This is a genomic window from Microbacterium sp. 1.5R (assembly GCF_001889265.1).
Taxonomy (GTDB): Bacteria; Actinomycetota; Actinomycetes; order Actinomycetales; family Microbacteriaceae; genus Microbacterium.
Window position 1 is genome coordinate 1,797,288 of sequence record NZ_CP018151.1, and the last position, 19,971, is coordinate 1,817,258.

The window sequence follows — 19,971 nt, forward strand, 5'->3', positions numbered from 1 at the left end:
GGGATGGAAATCAGGCGACGGTGCCGCCGCTCAGCCTACGCGGGCTGGAGACCGATAGCGACTTCATGTGGTCGCACCGGCTCGGGCAGCACGGTGGTCCCCATGAGGAATCGGTCGACGTTCGCCGCAGCCGCGCGGCCCTCGGCGATCGCCCAGACGATCAGCGACTGTCCGCGACCGGCATCGCCGGCGACGAAGACGCCGGGAACCGTGGACTCGTAGCTGTCATCACGTCGGAAGGCACCGCGGTCGGTCACCTGCGGGAGGGTGTCCTCGGAGTAGCCGTCCTGCTCCGGGCCGGTGAAGCCCATCGCGATCAGTACGAGATCTGCGGGGATCTCGCGCTCCGTCCCGCTCTTGGGAACCCGGCGGCCGTCGATGAACTCGGTCTCGGCGACGCGGAGCGCGCGCACCTCGCCCACATCGTTCGAGAGGAATTCGACGGTCGAGGCGAGGAAGACCCGCTCGCCGCCCTCTTCATGTGCCGACGAGATCTCGAACAGCGTCGGCATCATCGGCCAGGGCTGGTGGCCCGGTCGCTCGGTGCCTGGCTGCTTGCCGATCGCGAGGTTCGTGACGCTGATCGCGCCCTGACGGTGTGCGGTGCCGATGCAGTCCGCACCGGTGTCACCGCCGCCGATCACGATGACGTGCTTGCCCTCGGCGGTGATCTGCTCCGGCACCTTGTCACCGGCGACCGCGTGGTTCGACTCGACCAGGTACTCCATCGCGAAGTGCACTCCGTCGAGGTCGCGACCAGGGATAGACAGGTCGCGCGGAACCGTGGATCCGGTGGCGATCACGATGGCGTCGTAGCGGGCGCGCAGGTCGGCCCACGAGATGTCCTTGCCGATCTCTACTCCGGCGCGGAAGCGTGTTCCCTCTTCCTGCATCTGGCGAAGGCGCGACTCGAGCTGCCCCTTCTCCATCTTGAAGTCGGGGATCCCGTAACGCAGCAGGCCGCCGATGCGGTCGTCGCGCTCGAACACCGCGACCGTGTGACCGGCGCGCGTGAGCTGCTGAGCAGCGGCGAGACCGGCAGGGCCGGACCCGACGACCGCGACGGTCTTGCCCGTCAGGCGGGCCGGTGGCTGCGGTTCGACCCAGCCCTTGGCGAACGCCTCGTCGATGATCGAGACCTCGATCTGCTTGATCGTGACAGGAGGCTGGTTGATGCCGAGCACGCAGGAGCTCTCGCACGGTGCCGGGCACAGGCGACCGGTGAACTCCGGGAAATTGTTGGTCGCGTGCAGGCGATCGATCGCCGCACGGCCCTCGCCGCGCCAGGTCAGGTCGTTCCACTCGGGGATCAGGTTGCCCAGCGGGCAGCCCTGATGGCAGAACGGCACGCCGCAGTCCATGCAGCGACCTGCCTGCCGCTTCAGGACGGCCTGGTCGCCGGGCTCGTAGACCTCTTTCCAGTCCATGATGCGCACCGGCACAGGGCGACGCGGGGGAAGCTCACGTTCTGTGACCTTCAGAAAACCTTTGGGATCAGCCACCGGTCACCTCCAGGATGCGGTTCCAGACGATGTCGCCGTCGGGGTCGATGCCCTCGGCGACTGCTTCTTCGCGCATGCTGCGGACTGCCGCGTAGTCGCGAGGAAGCACCTTCGTGAACTGGCCTGCGGTCTCATCGAACCGTGCCAGGATGTCGGAGCCGAGCGGCGAGGCCGTGCGCTCCACGTGTGCCACGATCAGGCTCCGCAGCACTTCGAGGTCGGCTCGGTCGAGCGGTTCGAGCCGGAGCTCGCCGCTGCCGAGCGACTGGGCGTTGATCTTGCCGCTGTCGAGCGAGTGGATGTAGGCCACTCCCCCGGACATGCCGGCGCCGAGGTTGCGACCCGTCGAGCCGAGGATCACCGCGACGCCGCCCGTCATGTACTCGAGCGCGTGGTCGCCCACTCCCTCGACGACGGCTGTCGCGCCGGAGTTGCGCACGAGGAATCGCTCGCCGACCACCCCGGAGAGATACATGGTCCCGGACGTCGCGCCGTAGCCGATCACGTTGCCGGCGATCACGTTCTCGTGCGGAGCGATGGCCGCCCCGCGAGCGGGACGGATCGAGATGTCGCCGCCCGAGAGCCCCTTGCCGACGTAGTCGTTCGCGTCGCCCTCGAGTCGAAGCACGATCCCAGAAGGCAGGAAAGCGCCGAGCGACTGACCGGCGGTGCCGTGCAGCGTGACGTCGATGGTGCCGCTGGGAAGCCCCGCGGCGCCGTGTCGGGAGGTGACCTGGTGACCCAGCATCGTCCCGACGGCGCGTTCGGTGTTCGCGATCGGCAGCTCGACCACCACCGGTTCGCCGTTGAGGAGCGCCGGCTTGGCGATGTCGATGAGCTGCACGTCGAAGTGCTTCTCGAGCTCGTGATCCTGCGTGCGGCGGCTGCGACGCGGCTCGCTCGCCGGGAATGCCGGCCCCTCGAGCACGGGGCTCAGGTCGAGGCCCTCCGCCTTCCAGTGCTGGAGTGCGGCGTTCGCCTCGATCAGCTCGGTGCGGCCGACGATCTCATCGATCGAGCGGTAGCCGAGCTCGGCCAGGATCTCGCGCACCTCTTCGGCGATGAACTCCATGAAGTTCACGACGAACTCCGGCTTGCCGGTGAAACGCTCGCGGAGCACAGGGTTCTGCGTCGCAACGCCCACCGGGCAGGTGTCGAGGTGGCAGACGCGCATCATGATGCAGCCGCTGACGACGAGCGGAGCCGTCGCGAACCCGAACTCCTCCGCGCCCAGCAGAGCGCCGATGATGACATCGCGTCCCGTCTTGAGCTGGCCGTCGACCTGCACGACCACGCGATCGCGCATGCCGTTGAGCATCAGCGTCTGCTGGGTCTCGGCGAGCCCGAGCTCCCACGGCGTTCCCGCGTGCTTGAGCGAGTTCATCGGGCTCGCACCCGTGCCGCCGTCGTGACCTGAGACCAGGATGACGTCGCTCAGAGCCTTCGCGACACCCGCCGAGACCGCGCCGATGCCCGACTGGCTGACGAGCTTCGTGTGGATCCGCGCCTCGGGGTTGGCCCGCTTCAGGTCGAAGATGAGCTGCTTCAGGTCTTCGATCGAGTAGATGTCGTGGTGCGGCGGGGGCGAGATGAGTCCCACACCGGGTGTTCCGCCGCGCGTGCGCGCGACCCACGGATACACCTTCTGCGGGGGTAGCTGACCGCCCTCGCCGGGCTTCGCACCCTGGGCGAGCTTGATCTGGATGTCGTCGGCCTCGGTGAGGTACAGGCTGGTGACACCGAAGCGTCCCGAGGCGACCTGCTTGATCGCGCTGCGGCGCTCGGGATCGAGCAGACGGTCGGCATCCTCCCCGCCCTCACCCGTGTTGGACTTGCCGCCGAGCCTGTTCATGGCGATCGCGAGAGTCTCGTGGGCCTCTTTCGAGATCGATCCGTAGCTCATCGCGCCGGTCGAGAACCGCTTGACGATCGCCGAGACCGGCTCGACCTCGTCGAGCGGCACCGGCTTGCGCGTACCGGTCCGCAGCGAGAACAGACCGCGCAGAGTCTTGAGCTCCGCCGCCTGATCGTCGACCATCCTGGTGTACTCGCGGAAGATGTCGTAGCGGCGCTCGCGTGTGGCGTGCTGCAGCTTGAACACCGTCTCCGGGTTGAAGAGGTGCGGGGAACCGTCGCGACGCCACTGGTACTCGCCACCGGTCCAGAGGCGCTCGTGAGCGCGAGCAGCCTCATCCTCCGGGTAGGCGTAATCGTGACGAGCCTGATTCTCGATGAAGATCTCTTGGATGCCGATGCCGCCGAGCTTCGACTCGGTGCGGGTGAAGTACTTGTCGATGAACTCCTCGCTCAGACCGACGGCCTCGAAGACCTGTGCGCCGGCGTACGACGAGACGGTCGAGATGCCCATCTTCGACATGATCTTCAGAACGCCCTTGCCGAGCGCGTAGATCAGGTTGCGGACGGCCTTCTCGGGGCTGATGCCGGTGATGTAGCCGGTGCGCACCAGGTGCTCCACGGTCTCCATCGCGAGGTACGGGTTCACCGCCGACGCGCCGTATCCGATCAGCGTCGCGACGTGATGCACCTCGCGGACGTCACCCGCCTCCACGATCAGACCGACCTTCATGCGGTTCTCACGACGGATCAGGTGGTGATGGATGGCCGAGACCATGAGAAGCGAAGGGATCGGGGTCAGATCCTTGTTCGAGTCGCGATCCGACAGGATGATGAACTCGGCACCGCTCTCGATGGCCTCATCGACCTCGTCGCACATCTCGGTCAGACGCTTCTCGAGCGTGTTCGAGCCGGCGTCGAAGTGGTACAGGCCCCTGATCGTCACGCTGGAGCGATCGGGAAGAGCCTTGTCGATGTGACGGATCTTCGCGAGCTCGTCGTTGTCGATGACCGGGAAGTCGAGCGACACCGTGCGGGTGTGGTCGGGACCCCAGGTGAGCAGATTGCTCTCGGGGCCGAGACCGAGCTTCAGACTCGTGACGACCTCTTCGCGGATCGAGTCGAGCGGCGGGTTGGTCACCTGCGCGAACTGCTGAGTGAAGTAGTCGAAGAGCAGGCGGGGACGCTTGCTGAGCACCGCGATCGGAGTGTCGGATCCCATCGCGCCGAGAGGCTCGACACCGTTCTGGCCCATCGGGGTCAGCAGGATGCGCACCTCCTCCTCCGTGTAGCCGAAGGTGCGCTGACGGCGGGTGATCGATGCGGGCGGGTGCACGATGTGCTCCCGCTCGGGGAGGTCCGCGAGCCGCACGGAACCGGCATCCAGCCATTCCTGCCACGGGTGCATGGTCGCGAGATCGTGCTTGATCTCCTCGTCTTCGATGATGCGTCGCTGCGACGTGTCGACGAGGAACATCTTGCCGGGCTGCAGGCGTCCGCGACGCTTGATCCGCTCGGGTTCGAAGGTGAGCACACCGGTCTCCGAGCCGATGACGATGAGGCCGTCGGTCGTCTCGGTCCAGCGCCCGGGGCGGAGCCCGTTGCGGTCGAGGGTCGCGCCGACGACGGTGCCGTCGGTGAAGATGAGCGCCGCCGGGCCGTCCCACGGCTCCATCTGGTTCGAGTGGTACTCGTAGAACGAACGAAGCTCCGGAGAGATGTCGGACTGCTTCTCGTACGCCTCGGGGACCATCATCATGATGGCGTGCGGCAGGCTGCGGCCGGTGAGGGTGAGCAGCTCGAGCACCTCGTCGAACGACGCGGAGTCGCTGGCACCGTCGGTGCAGATCGGCAGCAGCGGCGCGACATCGCCCAGCAGCTCGGATTCGAGCTGCGACTGGCGAGCCCGCATCCAGTTGCGGTTGCCGCCGACCGTGTTGATCTCGCCGTTGTGCGCGAGCATGCGCAACGGCTGAGCGAGCGGCCAGGAGGGGAACGTGTTCGTGGAGTAGCGGGAGTGCACGACCGCGAGCTCTGACATGAAGCGCTCGTCCTGCAGGTCGGGGTAGAACGGCTCGAGCTGCAGCGTCGTGACCATGCCCTTGTAGCCGAGAGTGCGGGCGGACAGCGTCACGAAGTAGGCGCCGAGCTCGTGACCGGCACGCTTGCGCAGTCGGTATGCGACGCGGTCGAGGGCGATGCCGGTGAGCGGGGCGTCCGAGTGCGTCGCTCCCCCGGCGCTCACGAAGAGCTGCTCGAAGGCGGGACGCGCCTCGTCGGCGAGCTTACCGAGGTTGTCGTTGACCGTCGGAACCTCGCGCCAGCCGAGGACGCGGAGTCCCTCCGAGCGGGCGATCTTCTCGATGCCGGCCTTCTGCTGGCGGCGCTCGCTGGAATCGCGCGGCAGGAATGCCAGGCCCGCGGCGTACTCGCCGACCGGGGGCAGTTCGAAGTCGGTGACGGCGCGCAGGAACGCGTCCGGCATCTGCGTCAGGATGCCCGCGCCGTCTCCGGTGCCGGCATCCGAGCCGATCGCCCCGCGGTGCTCCAGGTTGCGCAGCGCTTCGAGCGCGAGCGCGATGATGTCGTGGCCCGCCTCGCCGCGGAGGGTCGCGACCATGGCGAGGCCGCAGGCGTCCTTCTCGAACGCCGGGTTGTACATGCCCTGCTTCGGGGGGTAAGCGCCGGAAGCGCCGTAGGGAGGCTGAAAATACACCAGTACCGTCCTCAGATCTTCGGATGACCCGGGGGCGTCATTGGCCGGGTGGATGCGATGGGGTCCGCACGGACCGGTGGGCTATCGAGCGCCTTCCGAGTCCGTGGGAGCGGTGCTTGTGGCGCTGGCTCCTGCGGCGACTTCTTCGGACGGAGGCTCACTCACGTCCACGAAATCGGAGGGATTGTTCTGCGATTCTACATCAGCGTCGAGGTCCTTCCGGCCGCGGCCGGGCTGGTAGGGCGACGGCTCGAGACCGGGGTGACGGCGAGACTGGACGATGAGGATCGCGATGCCCACGATGATGCCGATGATGGCGGCCCACACGTTGCTGCGGAGACCCAGGATGATCTCGCTCGGATCGATGCGGATCGACTCCCAGACCACACGTCCGGCGCTGTACCAGATGAGGTAGATGGCGAAGAGCTTTCCCCACTGGAACGCGGTCGCCTTGCGACTCAGCCAGAGCAGCACGATCACGCCGAGACCGTTCCAGATCACCTCGTACAGGAACGTGGGGTGGAAGAGCGTGCCCTCGGGAAGGCCGGGAGGGAACGCGGAGTTGTCGGAGGGGATCTCGAGGCCCCACGGCAGGTCGGTGGGCAGACCGTAGAGCTCGTTGTTGAACCAGTTGCCGAAACGGCCCATGGCCTGTGCGAGCAGAAGCCCGGGTGCCAGTGCGTCGGCGAAGGTCCAGAAGCGGATGCCGGTCCAGCGGCATCCGAGGTACGCGCCCACTGCGCCGCCGATGAGGGCGCCGAAGATGGCGATACCGCCCTCCCAGATGGCCCAGACGGATCCGGGTTCGAAGGGATTCCAGGTGTTCCTGCCCTCGCCGAAGTAGAAGTTCGGGTGGGTCAGGACGTGGAAGATGCGCGCGCCGATGATGGCCAGCGGAACGGCGAGGATCGAGATGTCGATCACGACCCACGGCTCTGCACCGCGCTTGGTGAGGCGGTGGTTGGTGAGCAGTACCGCCGCGATGATGCCGGCGATGATGCAGAGCGCGTAGAAGTGGATCCGGAGCGGGCCGAGGTCGATGTAGGAGACCGTGGGGCTCGGGATGCTGGCGAGCACGCCGCTGAAGGTGCTGTGGAGCGCGAGGGACATGAGTGCGATTCTAGTTCTCGTGTACGGGGCGTGCCGACGACGTGCCGACCGCCAGGTTTCGGGTGACCTCTGCGAGGGCGGGGATGCCGCCGTCGCGGAGGGCGCGGACGAGTGCGGTGCCGACGATGGCGCCGTCCGCGTATTCGGAGACTCCGGCGATCTGCTCGGCGGTCGAGATGCCGATCCCGACGCAGGCGCGGATGTCGCCGTGCTCGCGAAGGCGTCCGACCAGGGTGCGCGCAGCGCGGTCGAGCTCGGTGCGCTCACCGGTGATGCCCATGGTCGAGACGGTGTAGACGAAGCCGGTGGACGACTTCACGACGAGGTCGAGGCGCTCGTCGGTCGAGGTGGGCGCGGCGAGGAAGACGCGGTCGAGGCCCGTGCGCTCGCTCGCTGCGATCCACTCCCCTGCCACGTCAGGGGTGATGTCGGGCGTGATCAGGCCCGCTCCCCCCGCGGCCAGCAGGTCGTCCGCATAGCGATCGACGCCGTACTGGAACACCGGATTCCAGTACGTCATGACCAGGACGGGCACATCGGTGGCGTCGGTGATCGCGCGCACGGCCGTGAAGAGGTCCTTCATCTTGAAGCCGTTCGCGAGAGCCGCGGTGGTCGCCTCCTGGATCACGGCGCCGTCCATCACCGGGTCGCTGTAGGGCGGTCCGAGCTCGATGATGTCGACGCCGTTCTCGGCGAGGGCGATGGCGGCGCGGATGCTCGTCTCGAGGTCGGGGTAGCCGACGGGGAGGTATCCGACGAAAGCGCTGCGGCCCGCGTCATGGGCGGCGGCGATCGCCTGTTCGACGCGGCTCACAGCTCCGGCTCCCCCTTCGACGCGGCTGCTTCGGCGTCGCTCTCGTCGGCGACATCGTGCGCGAGCGCCTCGGCGTCGTAGAGGTCGAAGTAGCGGGCTGCTGTGTCCATGTCCTTGTCGCCGCGACCCGACAGGCAGATCGCGAGCACGGCGTCCGGACCCATCTCACGTCCGAGGCGCAGGGCGCCCGCGAGGGCGTGGGCGGACTCGATGGCGGGGATGATGCCTTCGGTGCGGCTCAGCAGGCGCAGCGCCTGCATGGCCTCGTCGTCGGTCGCCGGGATGTACTCGGCGCGACCGATGTCGGCGAGCCAGGAGTGCTCCGGGCCCACGCCCGGGTAGTCGAGACCTGCGGAGATCGAGTGCGACTCGACCGTCTGGCCGTCTTCGTCCTGGAGGACGTAGGTCTTCGCGCCGTGCAGGATGCCGGGACGCCCACGCTCGATGGAGGCCGCGTGGCGAGGTGTGTCGACGCCGTCGCCGGCCGCCTCGACTCCGTAGAGCTTCACGCCGGCGTCGTCGAGGAACGCATCGAACATTCCGATCGCGTTCGAGCCGCCTCCGACGCACGCGATGACCGCGTCAGGCAGTCGGCCGACCTCGTCGAGCAGCTGCTGGCGAGCCTCTTCGCCGATGATCTTCTGGAAGTCCCGAACCATCGCGGGGAACGGGTGCGGCCCCGCCGCGGTGCCGAAGATGTAGTTGGTCGTCTCGACGCTCGCCACCCAGTCGCGGTACGCGTCGTTGATCGCGTCCTTCAGCGTGCGCGATCCGGAGGTGACCGCGATCACCTCGGCGCCGAGCAGTCGCATCCGCGCGACGTTGAGCGCCTGGCGCTCGGTGTCGACCTCGCCCATGTAGATGGTGCAGTCGAGGCCGAAGAGAGCGGCAGCGGTAGCCGTGGCGACGCCGTGCTGGCCTGCCCCCGTCTCGGCGATCACGCGGGTCTTGCCGAGGCGCTTCGTCAGCAGCGCCTGCCCCAGCACGTTGTTGATCTTGTGCGAGCCGGTGTGGTTGAGGTCCTCGCGCTTGAGGAACACTCGCGCTCCGCCGGCGTGCTCGGCGAACCGGGCGACCTCGGTGAGCGGCGACGGGCGCCCGGCGTAGGAGCTGAGCAGAGACGCCAGCTCGTCGCGGAAGACCGGATCGACGATCGCGTCGGCGTATGCCGCCGAGAGCTCGTCGATCGCGGCGATCAGCGACTCGGGCATGTAGCGTCCGCCGTAGTCGCCGAACAGTGGACCGTGCTGGTCTCGCAGGCTCATCACGCCTCCAGGAAGCTCTTGAGTGTGGCGACCGGGTCGCCCGTGACGAGCGCCTCCCCGATCAGGACGACGTCAGCGCCCGCTGAGCGGTAGTGCCTGACGTCTTCAGGTGTGAGGACCGCGGATTCCGCGATCTTGACCGCGGTCTCAGGGATCCGGTCGACGAGACGGCCGAAGAGATCGCGGTCGAGCTCGAGGGTCTTCAGGTCGCGCGCATTGACGCCGATCAGCGATGCCCCGAGATCGATCGCGACCTCGAGCTCGTCGGCCGAGTGCGTCTCGACGAGCGGCGTCATGCCGAGCTCGGTGATGAAGCCGAAGAGCTCACGGAGCACATGCGGCTCGAGCCCCGCGACGATCAGCAGCACGAGATCGGCACCGGCGGCTCGTGCTTCGAGGACCTGATATCGATTCGCGATGAAGTCCTTGCGCAGCACGGGAAGGGACACGCGCGCGGTGACAGCTTCGAGATCGGCGAGGCTGCCGCCGAACCGGCGTTCCTCGGTCAGGACGCTGATCGCCGACGCGCCGCCCGTCTCGTACAGCGACGCCTGGAGAGCGGGATCCGGGATCTCGGCCAGGGCGCCACGCGACGGGCTCGCGCGCTTCACCTCGGCGATGATCTTCACGCGCTCGGCGGGAGCGAGGAACGCCAGGGCGTCCTTGGCGGCGGGGCGTGCGAGAGCATCGCGTTCCACCTCGGCCAGTGGCCTGGTGAGAGCGCGACGCTCAGCGTCTGCGACTGCGCCGGCCGTGAGGTCGGCGAGCACCATTAGTGCGCCTTCGGCGAGTACTTGGGGCCCTTCACGCCGTAGCCGGCCCTCGCGAGCAGCCAGCCCACGAGAGCGCCGATCGGGATGATGGCCGCGCCGACCCAGATCAGGGCGACCCAGACGGGGCTGAACTCGGCGAGGCAGAACGCCAGCGTGCCGATCGTGAAGCCGGCGAGCATGATGATGACGCCCGTCCATGCGGCAGGCGAGTGTCCGTGGCCGGGGTCAGCGATCGGGTTGGTCATGGTCTCCTCCGGGGGACGACGTGCTGGTTCGGGTCAAGTCTATCGGGGTCATCGCGTCGGGTCGGTTCCGCGAGACAGGTCGTCCCACGAATCGATCGCGTCCACGGGGCCGGCGGTCGCGTCCACATGTGCGGCATCGGTGCGGTAGCGGCGGCCGCCGCGCTTCCAGCGGCGCCACGTGACGAGCACGACGAGGGATGCCGCGAGCAGGATGACCCAGCCGATGAGCGTCATGACGGGCCAGGCGGAGAGCTCGATGCCGGCGACCACGTCCGTGATCGCCGAGCTCCCGGCGAGACCGGTCGTCTCGGTGACGGTGGGGCCGACGGCGCTCAGCGGCTCGGTCAGCACCAACTGGAGCGTCGTCCACCCGAGGAAGAGCGCCGCAGCGGTGGCGAGCACGCCGAAGATCAGCCGGAGCACGGGACCGACGATCGAGAGCGCGATGCCGAGCGCCAGCACGGCGAGGCTGAGAGGCGCGAGCAAGGGCAGCGCGGACGCCCCTGGCACGAGGATCGCCTCTCCCGCATCGGTGCGCGCGACGGTCAGCCAGGTCTGCGTCGACGAGATGATGCCGATCGCACCGGAGAGGAGGAACCCCGAGACGGCGATCGACCGGCCTCTGCGTGCGAGCGTCATTCTGCGGAGCCCCCCTCGACGGCCTGCAGGTCGGTCGTGTCGAAGCAGGTACGCGTGCCCGTGTGACAGGCCGGTCCCGTCTGGTCGACACGGAGCAGGATCGCATCGCCGTCGCAGTCGAGCCGCGCCTCGTGCACCACCTGGATGTTGCCCGAGGTGTCGCCCTTGCGCCAGTACTCCCGGCGGGATCGAGACCAGTAGACCGCACGTCCGGTGGTGAGGGTACGTCGCAGCGCCTCGGCATCCACCCAGGCGAGCATCAGGACCTCTGCAGTGTCCCACTGCTGCACGATCACCGGTGCGAGACCGTCGTCATTGAAGGCGACCTGCGCGATGCGCTCTTCGACGTCGCTCATCGGACGAGCACTCCTTCCGCACGCAGTGCATCCTTCACGTCGCCGACCGTGAGCGCGCCGGTGTGGAACACGCTGGCTGCCAGAACCGCATCCGCCCCGGCCTTGATCGCCGGAGCGAAGTCTGCGGCCTTGCCTGCTCCGCCCGACGCGATCACGGGCACCGAGGCTGCCTCGCGCATCAGCTTCACCAGCTCGAGATCGAAGCCGTCTCGCGTGCCGTCGGCGTCGATCGAGTTGACGAGCAGCTCGCCCGCGCCGCGTTCGGCGGCCTCTCGCGCCCAGTCGAGTGCGTCGAGGGTGGTCTGCGTGCGTCCGCCGTGGGTGGTGACCACGAAGCCGGATGCGGTCGTGTCGGCCCGCTTGACATCGAGCGACAGCACGAGCACCTGCGCCCCGAAGCGGTCGGCGATCTCGCCGATCAGCTCGGGGCGCGCGATCGCAGCGGAGTTCACACCGACCTTGTCGGCTCCGACGGACAGCAGGCGGGACACGTCGTCGACGCTGCGGACTCCCCCGCCGACCGTCAGCGGCACGAACACCTGCTCGGCGGTGCGCTGGACGACGTCGTAGGTCGTCGCGCGTGCATCGACCGTCGCGGTCACGTCGAGGAAGGTGATCTCATCGGCGCCCTGCGCCGCGTAGTGGCGGGCAAGCTCGACCGGGTCGCCCATGTCGCGCAGGTTCTCGAAGTTGACTCCCTTGACGACGCGGCCGGCGGCGACGTCGAGGCAGGGGATGACGCGACTCGCGAGCGCCATCAGAGCCTCGCGTTGTGGATCGCCGTGACGAGGATCGCTCGGGCACCGAGAGCGTAGAGCGCATCCATCACGGGGTTGACCCGCGCGCGGGCCACCATGACCCGCACCGCGACCCACTCGGGGTCGCGCAGGGGCGAGACGGTGGGAGACTCGATGCCGCCGGCGATCTTCACGGCGTCGTCGAGCAGAGCGAGCGGCAGGTCGTAATCGATCATCACGAACCGCCGGGCCACCATGACGCCGCGGAGACGGCGGAGAAGCGTCTCGGATCCCTCGGCATCCTGCGGACCGGCGATCAGCACGGCCTCGGACTGCAGGATCACGGGACCGAAGACGTCGAGCCCCGCTTGACGCAGTGTCGTGCCCGTCTCGACGACGTCAGCCACGGCGTCGGCCACACCGAGGCGCACGGCGGACTCCACCGCACCGTCGAGCGGCACGAGGTCGACCGCGATTCCGCGCTCATCGAGGAACGCGTCGACGAGACCGGGATACGACGTCGCGATGCGCAGACCGTCGAGCTCGGACACCTCGGTGTAGCGCCCCGAGGGCGCGGCGAAGCGGAAGGTCGAGCCGGCGAAGCCGAGCGCCTCGATCTCGCGCGCGCCGGGCATGCGGGCGTCGAGAAGCAGGTCGCGACCCGTGATGCCGACATCGATGGCGCCGGAGCCGACGTACGTCGCGATGTCCTTGGGACGGAGGTAGAAGAACTCGACATCGTTGTCGCTGTCGACGACGTGGAGCGTCTTGGGGTCACGGCGACCGGCGTAGCCGGCCTCCGCGAGCATGTCGGCGGCCGTCTCGGAGAGAGAGCCCTTATTGGGAACAGCAATGCGCAGCATGGGATGCCTTCAGATCGAAGCGAGTGGGGCGGAGCGCTTCACAGATGTCGGTAGACGTCCTGCAGGCTCAGGCCCTTGGCGAGCATCATCACCTGCACGTGGTACAGCAGCTGCGAGATCTCCTCTGCAGCGGCCTCGTCGGACTCGTACTCGGACGCCATCCAGACCTCGGCAGCCTCCTCGACGATCTTCTTGCCGATCGTGTGCACGCCGCCGTCGAGCTCTGCAACCGTGCCTGATCCCTCGGGGCGGGTCTCGGCCTTGACGCTGAGCTCGGCGAACAGCTCGTCGAAAGTCTTCACGATTCCAGGCTAGCGGCTCTGGCGCGGTCTCTGAGCCGGGTGACGGCCGCCTCGACGTCGTCGGCGCCGTAGACCGCGGATCCTGCGACGAAGGTGTCTGCGCCGGCGGCGGCCGCCGCCTCGATCGTCGCATCGGAGATCCCGCCGTCGACCTGCAGCCAGACGTTCGACCCTCGCCGCTTCGCCTCGTCGGCGAGAGCGCGCAGCTTCGGCATCGTCTCGGGCATGAATCCCTGCCCGCCGAACCCTGGTTCGACGGTCATCACGAGGATCTGGTCGAACTCCTCGAGCACGCTGTAGAGACCGTCCGCGGGTGTGTCCGGCTTGATCGCCACTCCGGCCCTCGCCCCGATGCTGCGCAGAGTGCGGGCCAGCGAGATCGGATCGGCGGCGGCCTCGAGGTGGAACGTGACGCTCGCGGCACCGAGCTCCGCATACGCGGGAGCCCACCGCTCGGGGTCGGTGATCATCAGATGCACGTCGAGCGGGATCGGGCTGGTCGCCTGGATCCGCTCGACCATCTGCGGCCCGAACGTGAGGTTCGGGACGAAGTGGTTGTCCATGACGTCGACATGCGCGAAGTCGGCAGTGGCGATCTTGGCGAGATCACGCTGCATGTTCACGAAGTCGGCGGCCAGGATGCTGGGGTTGATGCGCGGTGCGCGGGGCAGGTCCACTCTCTAGTCTCCTTGCTCGGCGCTGGCGTCGCGCTGATCGGTGTCGGCTCGTCGGAGGAGCGCGAGGAACATCGCATCGGTCCCGTGCCGGTGTGGCCACAGCTGGACCCGCCCGGTGCCGTCGCTGCCGAGATCGATCGGTGAGGTCACGACACCCTCGAGGACCGCACGCGCATCGAGCTCGGTGATGTCGGTGCGGCCACGGAGCACCTCCTGGACGACGCCCGTCGTCTCGGCGAGATGCGGCGAGCAGGTCGCGTACGCGACGATGCCGCCGGGCGCCAGCGCGTCGAGGGCCGCCGAGAGCAGTTCGACCTGCAGCGGCACCAGCTCGGCGACATCACCGGGGGTCTTGCGCCATCTCGCCTCGGGCCGCCGCCGCAGAGCCCCGAGTCCGGTGCACGGCGCATCGACGAGGATGCGATCGAACTGGCCCGCGTGGGAGGTGCCGAACGTGCGGCCGTCCTCTTCATGAACCACGACATCGGCGGGCACGGCGCGCAGGGCGTTGCGGACGAGTCGCGCACGGGTGGGCACCACCTCGTTCGCCTCCAGCGACACATCGTGCTGTCGCGCGACCGCCGCGAGCAGCGCCGTCTTGCCGCCGGGGCCTGCGCACAGGTCGAGCCAGCGTTCGCCGGAACGGATCGGCGCAGCTTCGGCGAGAGCCAGTGCGACGAGCTGCGACCCTTCATCCTGCACACGCACCGTGCCGCCCGAGGAGGCGATCACGTGGTGCGGGTCGCCGCCCGGGGATCCGTAGGCCGTCGGCGCATACGGTCGACGTGGCTCCCCGGGCTCGGCGAGGCCGGGCAGAGCGACGAGAGTGACCTCCGGCGAGGCGTTGTCGGCGTCGAGGAGGTCGTCGAGCTCCTCGACGCGACCTTCAGCGGCCAACGCGCGACGCAGGGCACGGATGACCCAGACGGGGTGAGCGGAGCGCAGCGCCAGCCGCTCGTCGTCCGACCGCGCGGAGGACTCGATGCGCTGCTCCCACTCCCCCGGCGTCTCGCGGGAGATTCGCCTCAGCACGGCGTTCGCGAAGCTGGATGCACCGCGGCCCTGGGTGGCGGCGACGATGTTCACCGACTCGTTGACGGCCGCGTGCGACGCGACGCGGGTCGCGAGCAGCTGATGGGTCGCGAGTCTCAGTGCGTCGAGCACACCGGCGTCGATCTCCTCGACAGGCCTGTCGGCGGCCTCGGCGATGATCGCGTCATACGTTCCGCGGCGTCGCAGTGTGCCGTAGGCGAGTTCTGTGGCGAGAGCGGCGTCCTGTGGAGTGAGTCCTGCGTCCGCGATCGCGGCCGGAAGGATCAGGTTCGCGTAGGCATCCGATTCCGACACGGCCCGCAGCACGTCGTAGGCCACGCGCCGCGCAGGCTGCACCGTGCGCTGCGGCGCCGTGCGCTGCGGGCCGCGGGACTGTCCGTCGCGCTTCCCGCCCCGAGCCTGGCCGTCACGTGGACGCTGATCCCGCGGCGTGCTCGGTCCCGAACGGGATCCGCGGCCGGACTCGCCGCGACGCGGCTCGCGACGTGCGCCGTCGTCCTGCCGCCCGCTCATGCGCCGGCTCGCAGGTTCTCGGTGTCTCGCTGCCCGCGCCACCAGTCGACCGCGCTCATCGCGCCCTTGCCCGAGGGCTGCACCCGCGTGACCGCGAGCGGGGCCGAGGCCGTTCCGATGAGGAGAGCGGACTTGGTCGCGGTGAACGCGCCCGGCGCGAGGGCGACGTCGCTTTCCGAGGGAATGGCCTCCAGCACCTTGAGGCGGATCCCGTCGACGGTCGTGTGGGCGCCCGGTTCGGGGGTGACTCCACGGAACCGCGCGAACACCTCGCTGAGCGGGCGGGTCCAATCGAGCAGACCATCGTCGAGAGTCAGCTTCGGGGCCAGCGACGCCTCCCCCTCCTGGGGCACAGCGCGCGCAGTGCCGTCGGCGATGGCCGCGACCACTTCCGCCGTCAGTTCGGCGCCATCGAGAGCGAGTGCGTCGAGTGCGGCATCCGCCGTCGCCTCGGGAGCGACCGCGACGACCCGCGTCGCGAAGACATCACCGGCATCGAGCGCGGGAACGAGCTGGAACACACTGGCACCCATCTGCGCATCGCCGTTGATCAGTGCGCGCTGCACGGGTGCGGCACCGCGCCACTGCGGGAGGAGCGAGAAATGCAGATTGATCCAGCCCTTCGACGGTGCGGAGAGCAGCGGCTCGCGAACGAGTCCGCCGTACGCCACGATCACACCGAGCTCGACATCGAGCGCGGTGATGGCGGCCGTCGCGTCGTCGTCGAGGCGAGCCGCCTTGATGACCGGCAGTCCGAGCTCGTCGGCGGCGTGAGCGACAGGCGATGGCGTGAGCACCCGCTTGCGGCCCAGCGGCGCGTCCGGGCGGGTGACGACCGCAGCGATGTCGTGCTCGGCCGCGAGGCGGCGGAGTGTGGGGACGGCTGCCGACGGTGTGCCGGCGAAGACGAGACGCATGAAGGTGCTCCGGAGGGATGCGGGGGTGGATCGGGTGAAATCGGAGCGCGAGGTGGTTCTTCGCGTTCAGAGTTCCGGATCGAGGATATCGAGTCGAACCGTGAGGGCGCTCCGAGTCGACTTGCCCTTGCCCCGCCGGTTGCTGACCGCTTCGGCGACGACCGCGGCCCGCAACGTGGTGGCGACCCTGGCACCCGCGCTGTAGTCGAACCGGATCAGGGCCCTGACACGCGGCGGGTAGTCGTCAGACTCGATCGGCACCGGGCCGAGTACCGCGTCGGAGGGCAGAGCGAGCTCCTGCAGCGACGCCAGCGCTCTCGCCACGGATGCCGTCGACCCCTCGACCAGCGCGACCCTCGCAGCCGGCGGCATGTGCAACGGCGCACGTTCGGAGAGCTCGGTCCTCGCATAGGCGGACTGGCTCCAGGTGGCAAGCGCTCGCGCGATCGCTCCGTCGACGCCGACCAGATGGATGGGAGCACCGGGAGCCGCGAGTGCAGCCGCGTTCGACCACCAGCGCAGACAGGACTCGCCGATCCGCAGGTCGGGAGCCTGGAGCATCCTCGGTCCGTCGAGCAGGACCACGGCACGGTATCCGCCCTCCGCCAGCGGCTCGGCCCCCCGTGTCGCGACGACGAGGGCCGGCTTGTCGGCGACGCGCTCGACCGGATGAGCGCTGTCTGCCACGATGACCCGGATTCCGGGGAACGCCTTGCCCAGCTCATCCGCCGTCCGCTCGCTGCCCGAGGACGCGAGGCGCAGCTTGGTCGACGAGCACGTCGGGCACGCCCACGCTCGGGCTCCCCTGCCGCACCATGCGCACACCGGCATGGCACCACGGTGCTTGGCTCCGAGCGGTCCGCCGCAGTGGGCGCACCGTGCAGGCGCCCGGCATTCGGCGCAGACCAGCGACGGGGCGAACCCCGGTCGGGACACCTGCACCAGCACCGGTCCCTCGGCTGCAGCATTGCGTGCGGAGAGGAACGCGGACGACGGCATCCGCTGTGCAGTCGGAGCATCCATCTCCTGGGGTGTGCTGAGGATCACGCGCGGCAGCACCCGACGCGCGGCCCGGACATCCTGCAGCCATCCGTGGGCGACGAGGCGTTCGACGTCGGTGGTGCGGGTGTGGCCGACGAACAGCAGTGCGGATCCCTCCTGCTCCTGACGGAGGAGAGCAGCGTCCCGTGCGTTGATGTACGGCGCGAGCGGCTCGCCGAGGAGAGGATCGCCGTCGTCCCACACAGCGACGACGCCCGCACGAACCGGCGCGTACACCGCAGAACGATTGCCTACCACGATGCACGGCGCGTCCTCGAGCGAGCGGAGGAACGCGCGGTACCGATCGGGGTTCGTCTGGCGCGAGTCGAAGCGCACGACGGCCTGGTCAGGGACATACGAGCCGAGAGCGGCGAGCAGCTGATCGAGGTCGCGGTGGTCAGGCACGACGAGAACACTCGAACGGCCTGCTGCCAGCGTCCGCGCCGCTGTGGACGCGAGAAGAGCCGCCCACCCGGGATCGTCATGATGGCGCACGGGGATCGCCTCGACCGCGGCCCGGCCGCCCGCATCGAGCACATCGGCGAGCGAGTCGTAGGACGCGATCAGCTCGGATGCGGCCGAGAGCGCTTCGTCTGATGGGGCGAGCTTCGGGGAGTCGTCGCTCCAGGCCTTCTCCACCCGCACCTGGCGCTTCGGGATGACGAGCCGCAGGACGTCGGAGGCGGAGCCCGCAGCGCGATCGGCGGCGCGGCGCGCGAGGCGGTAGAGACGCTCCGGAAGCACCGCCACAGGGGATACGACGCTGTCGACCTCGGACAGTGGCCTGTCGCCATCGTGTTCGGTGTCGAGTTCGACGACGTAGCCGTCGATGACACGACCGGCGGTACGCAGGGGCACACGCACGCGCACGCCCAGAGGGACGTCTCCGAGCTCCGCAGGCACGGCGTAGTCGAAGAGACGATCCAACTGTGGAAGCGGCGAGTCCAAGAGCACGCGCGCGATCCTCCGACTCTGCGATGTCAGAGGAGAAGGGACGCCATCAGGCATGCGGCCCTCAGAGTCCTGCAGCGCGCCGCAGCTCTTCCGCGCGGTCGGTGCGCTCCCACGTGAACTCCGGCAACTCCCGTCCGAAGTGCCCGTAGGCGGCGGTCTGCGCGTAGATCGGGCGCAGGAGGTCGAGCTGCTCGATGATCGCCTGGGGACGCAGATCGAAGACCTCGTCGATGGCGCGCGTGATCACCTCGTCGGACACCTTGCCCGTGCCGAATGTCTCGACGTAGAGACCGACCGGACGAGCGACCCCGATCGCGTAGGCGACCTGGACCTCGAGACGGTCGGCGAGTCCTGCGGCGACCGCGTTCTTGGCCACCCAGCGCGTGGCATAGGCGCCGGAGCGGTCGACCTTCGAGGGATCCTTACCACTGAAGGCACCGCCACCATGTCGCGCCGCTCCGCCGTAGGTGTCGATGATGATCTTGCGTCCGGTGAGTCCGGCATCGCCCTTGGGGCCGCCCGTCACGAACGGACCGGCGGGGTTGATGTAGTACGTGAGGTCGCCGAGATCGAGCCCCGTGGAGGCCAGGATCGGATCGATCACGTGCTCGCGCACCTGAGCCTTGAGGTCGTCCTGCGAGATGTCGGGGTGGTGCTGGGTCGACAGCACGACGGCATCCACGGTCTTGGGGGTGAAGCCCTCATATCCGAGAGTGACCTGGGTCTTGCCGTCCGGGCGCAGGAACGGCAGCGCACCCGATCGTCGGACCTCGCTGAGCCGCTCCGCGATGCGATGCGCGGTCCACGCAGCCATGGGCATGAGCTGCGGGGTCTCGTTCGTCGCGAAGCCGAACATGATGCCCTGGTCGCCAGCGCCGAGGCCGTCGAGAGGATCGATGGAGCCGCCGTCGCGGTGCTCCTGGGCGTTGTCGACGCCGTGGGCGATGTCGGTCGACTGCTCTCCCACCGAGATGCTCACACCGCAGGAGTCTCCGTCGAAGCCGGTCTCGCTCGAGGTGTAGCCGATGCCGTTGACCACCTGGCGGACGATCGTCGGGATGTCGACGTACGCCTCGGTGCGGATCTCGCCGGCGACGTGGACGAGACCGGTGGTCACCAGCGTCTCGACGGCCACCCGGGAGCCGGGGTCTTTCGCGATGAGTCCGTCGAGGATGCTGTCCGAGATCTGGTCGCAGATCTTGTCGGGGTGCCCCTCGGTGACGGACTCGGACGTGAACAGACGCAGCGCGCTCATCAGGGCTCCAGAACGGAATCGGACAGCAGGAAGGGGGTGGCTCCCATGATGGACCGCACCGCCGACATCAGTCGGCGGTGCGGTCATCGGACGTCACTCGGCGTGACGGAGGCGGAGCTTGTCCTCGTTGATCTCGTGCAGAGCGATGGTCAGCGGCTTGTCCTCGACGGACGAGTCGACGAGCGGCCCGACGTTGTCGAACAGGTTGCCCTCGTGGAGGTCGGAGTAGTAGTCGTTGATCTGACGGGCGCGCTTGGCGGCGTAGATCACGAGCTCGTACTTCGAGTCGACCCGGTCGAGCAGGTTGTCGATGGGGGGATCGATGATTCCGTTGGTGTGGTGTCCGGCCATGGTGGGACCTCCTGATCAGGCGACGGGATCGTCG

18 protein-coding genes are annotated in these 19,971 nt (G+C 68.7%); all 18 read right to left on the reverse strand.

Features of this window, described 5'->3' with window-relative positions; all coding sequences use genetic code 11:
- Positions 1-35: 35 nt before the first annotated feature.
- Positions 36-1,502, reverse strand: coding sequence for a glutamate synthase subunit beta (locus BMW26_RS08515; protein WP_053096090.1), 1,467 nt, complete (start codon positions 1,500-1,502; stop codon positions 36-38).
- Entirely contained in the window at positions 1,495-6,018 is a 4,524-nt protein-coding gene (gene gltB / locus BMW26_RS08520) for a glutamate synthase large subunit (RefSeq protein WP_157538235.1), read from the reverse strand. The genes BMW26_RS08515 and gltB overlap by 8 nt, the downstream gene beginning before the upstream one ends.
- A 135-nt stretch (positions 6,019-6,153) precedes the next feature.
- Positions 6,154-7,182, reverse strand: a complete 1,029-nt coding sequence (lgt, locus tag BMW26_RS08525; protein ID WP_053096092.1) for a prolipoprotein diacylglyceryl transferase — start codon at positions 7,180-7,182, stop codon at positions 6,154-6,156.
- Positions 7,183-7,192: 10 nt separating this feature from the next.
- Positions 7,193-7,996, reverse strand: coding sequence for a tryptophan synthase subunit alpha (gene trpA / locus BMW26_RS08530; protein WP_053096094.1), 804 nt, complete (start codon positions 7,994-7,996; stop codon positions 7,193-7,195).
- Entirely contained in the window at positions 7,993-9,261 is a 1,269-nt protein-coding gene (trpB, locus tag BMW26_RS08535; RefSeq protein WP_053096096.1) for a tryptophan synthase subunit beta, read from the reverse strand. The genes trpA and trpB overlap by 4 nt, the downstream gene beginning before the upstream one ends.
- Positions 9,261-10,031, reverse strand: coding sequence for an indole-3-glycerol phosphate synthase TrpC (gene trpC / locus BMW26_RS08540; protein ID WP_072592282.1), 771 nt, complete (start codon positions 10,029-10,031; stop codon positions 9,261-9,263). The genes trpB and trpC overlap by 1 nt, the downstream gene beginning before the upstream one ends.
- 2 nt (positions 10,032-10,033) lie before the next feature.
- On the reverse strand, positions 10,034-10,279 hold the full coding sequence (locus BMW26_RS08545; protein ID WP_053096098.1) for an HGxxPAAW family protein: 246 nt from the start codon (positions 10,277-10,279) through the stop codon (positions 10,034-10,036).
- Between the two features lie 48 nt (positions 10,280-10,327).
- Positions 10,328-10,918 (reverse strand): Trp biosynthesis-associated membrane protein, encoded by a 591-nt coding sequence (locus BMW26_RS08550; protein WP_053096100.1) that lies wholly within the window; start codon positions 10,916-10,918, stop codon positions 10,328-10,330.
- On the reverse strand, positions 10,915-11,274 hold the full coding sequence (gene hisI / locus BMW26_RS08555; protein WP_056278765.1) for a phosphoribosyl-AMP cyclohydrolase: 360 nt from the start codon (positions 11,272-11,274) through the stop codon (positions 10,915-10,917). Before hisI ends, BMW26_RS08550 begins: the two co-directional genes overlap by 4 nt.
- Positions 11,271-12,032: an imidazole glycerol phosphate synthase subunit HisF gene (gene hisF, locus BMW26_RS08560; protein WP_053096104.1), complete on the reverse strand. Its 762-nt coding sequence runs from the start codon at positions 12,030-12,032 to the stop codon at positions 11,271-11,273. Before hisF ends, hisI begins: the two co-directional genes overlap by 4 nt.
- Positions 12,032-12,874 (reverse strand): ATP phosphoribosyltransferase, encoded by an 843-nt coding sequence (gene hisG / locus BMW26_RS08565; RefSeq protein WP_053096106.1) that lies wholly within the window; start codon positions 12,872-12,874, stop codon positions 12,032-12,034. Before hisG ends, hisF begins: the two co-directional genes overlap by 1 nt.
- A gap of 38 nt (positions 12,875-12,912) precedes the next feature.
- Positions 12,913-13,176 (reverse strand): phosphoribosyl-ATP diphosphatase, encoded by a 264-nt coding sequence (locus BMW26_RS08570; protein WP_017202142.1) that lies wholly within the window; start codon positions 13,174-13,176, stop codon positions 12,913-12,915.
- The gene (rpe, locus tag BMW26_RS08575) at positions 13,173-13,853 is read right to left on the reverse strand and encodes a ribulose-phosphate 3-epimerase (protein ID WP_053096108.1); all 681 of its coding nucleotides are present in this window, start codon (positions 13,851-13,853) and stop codon (positions 13,173-13,175) included. Before rpe ends, BMW26_RS08570 begins: the two co-directional genes overlap by 4 nt.
- Before the next feature lie 3 nt (positions 13,854-13,856).
- The gene (locus BMW26_RS08580) at positions 13,857-15,419 is read right to left on the reverse strand and encodes an RsmB/NOP family class I SAM-dependent RNA methyltransferase (RefSeq protein ID WP_232224438.1); all 1,563 of its coding nucleotides are present in this window, start codon (positions 15,417-15,419) and stop codon (positions 13,857-13,859) included.
- Positions 15,416-16,336 (reverse strand): methionyl-tRNA formyltransferase, encoded by a 921-nt coding sequence (gene fmt, locus BMW26_RS08585; protein WP_072591288.1) that lies wholly within the window; start codon positions 16,334-16,336, stop codon positions 15,416-15,418. The genes BMW26_RS08580 and fmt overlap by 4 nt, the downstream gene beginning before the upstream one ends.
- 66 nt (positions 16,337-16,402) lie before the next feature.
- A complete protein-coding gene (locus tag BMW26_RS08590; RefSeq protein WP_072591289.1) occupies positions 16,403-18,385 on the reverse strand; it encodes a hypothetical protein in 1,983 nt (660 codons plus the stop codon).
- Between the two features lie 7 nt (positions 18,386-18,392).
- Positions 18,393-19,586, reverse strand: coding sequence for a methionine adenosyltransferase (gene metK / locus BMW26_RS08595; protein ID WP_053096114.1), 1,194 nt, complete (start codon positions 19,584-19,586; stop codon positions 18,393-18,395).
- A gap of 93 nt (positions 19,587-19,679) precedes the next feature.
- A complete protein-coding gene (rpoZ, locus tag BMW26_RS08600; RefSeq protein ID WP_042536631.1) occupies positions 19,680-19,937 on the reverse strand; it encodes a DNA-directed RNA polymerase subunit omega in 258 nt (85 codons plus the stop codon).
- Positions 19,938-19,971: the final 34 nt, after the last annotated feature.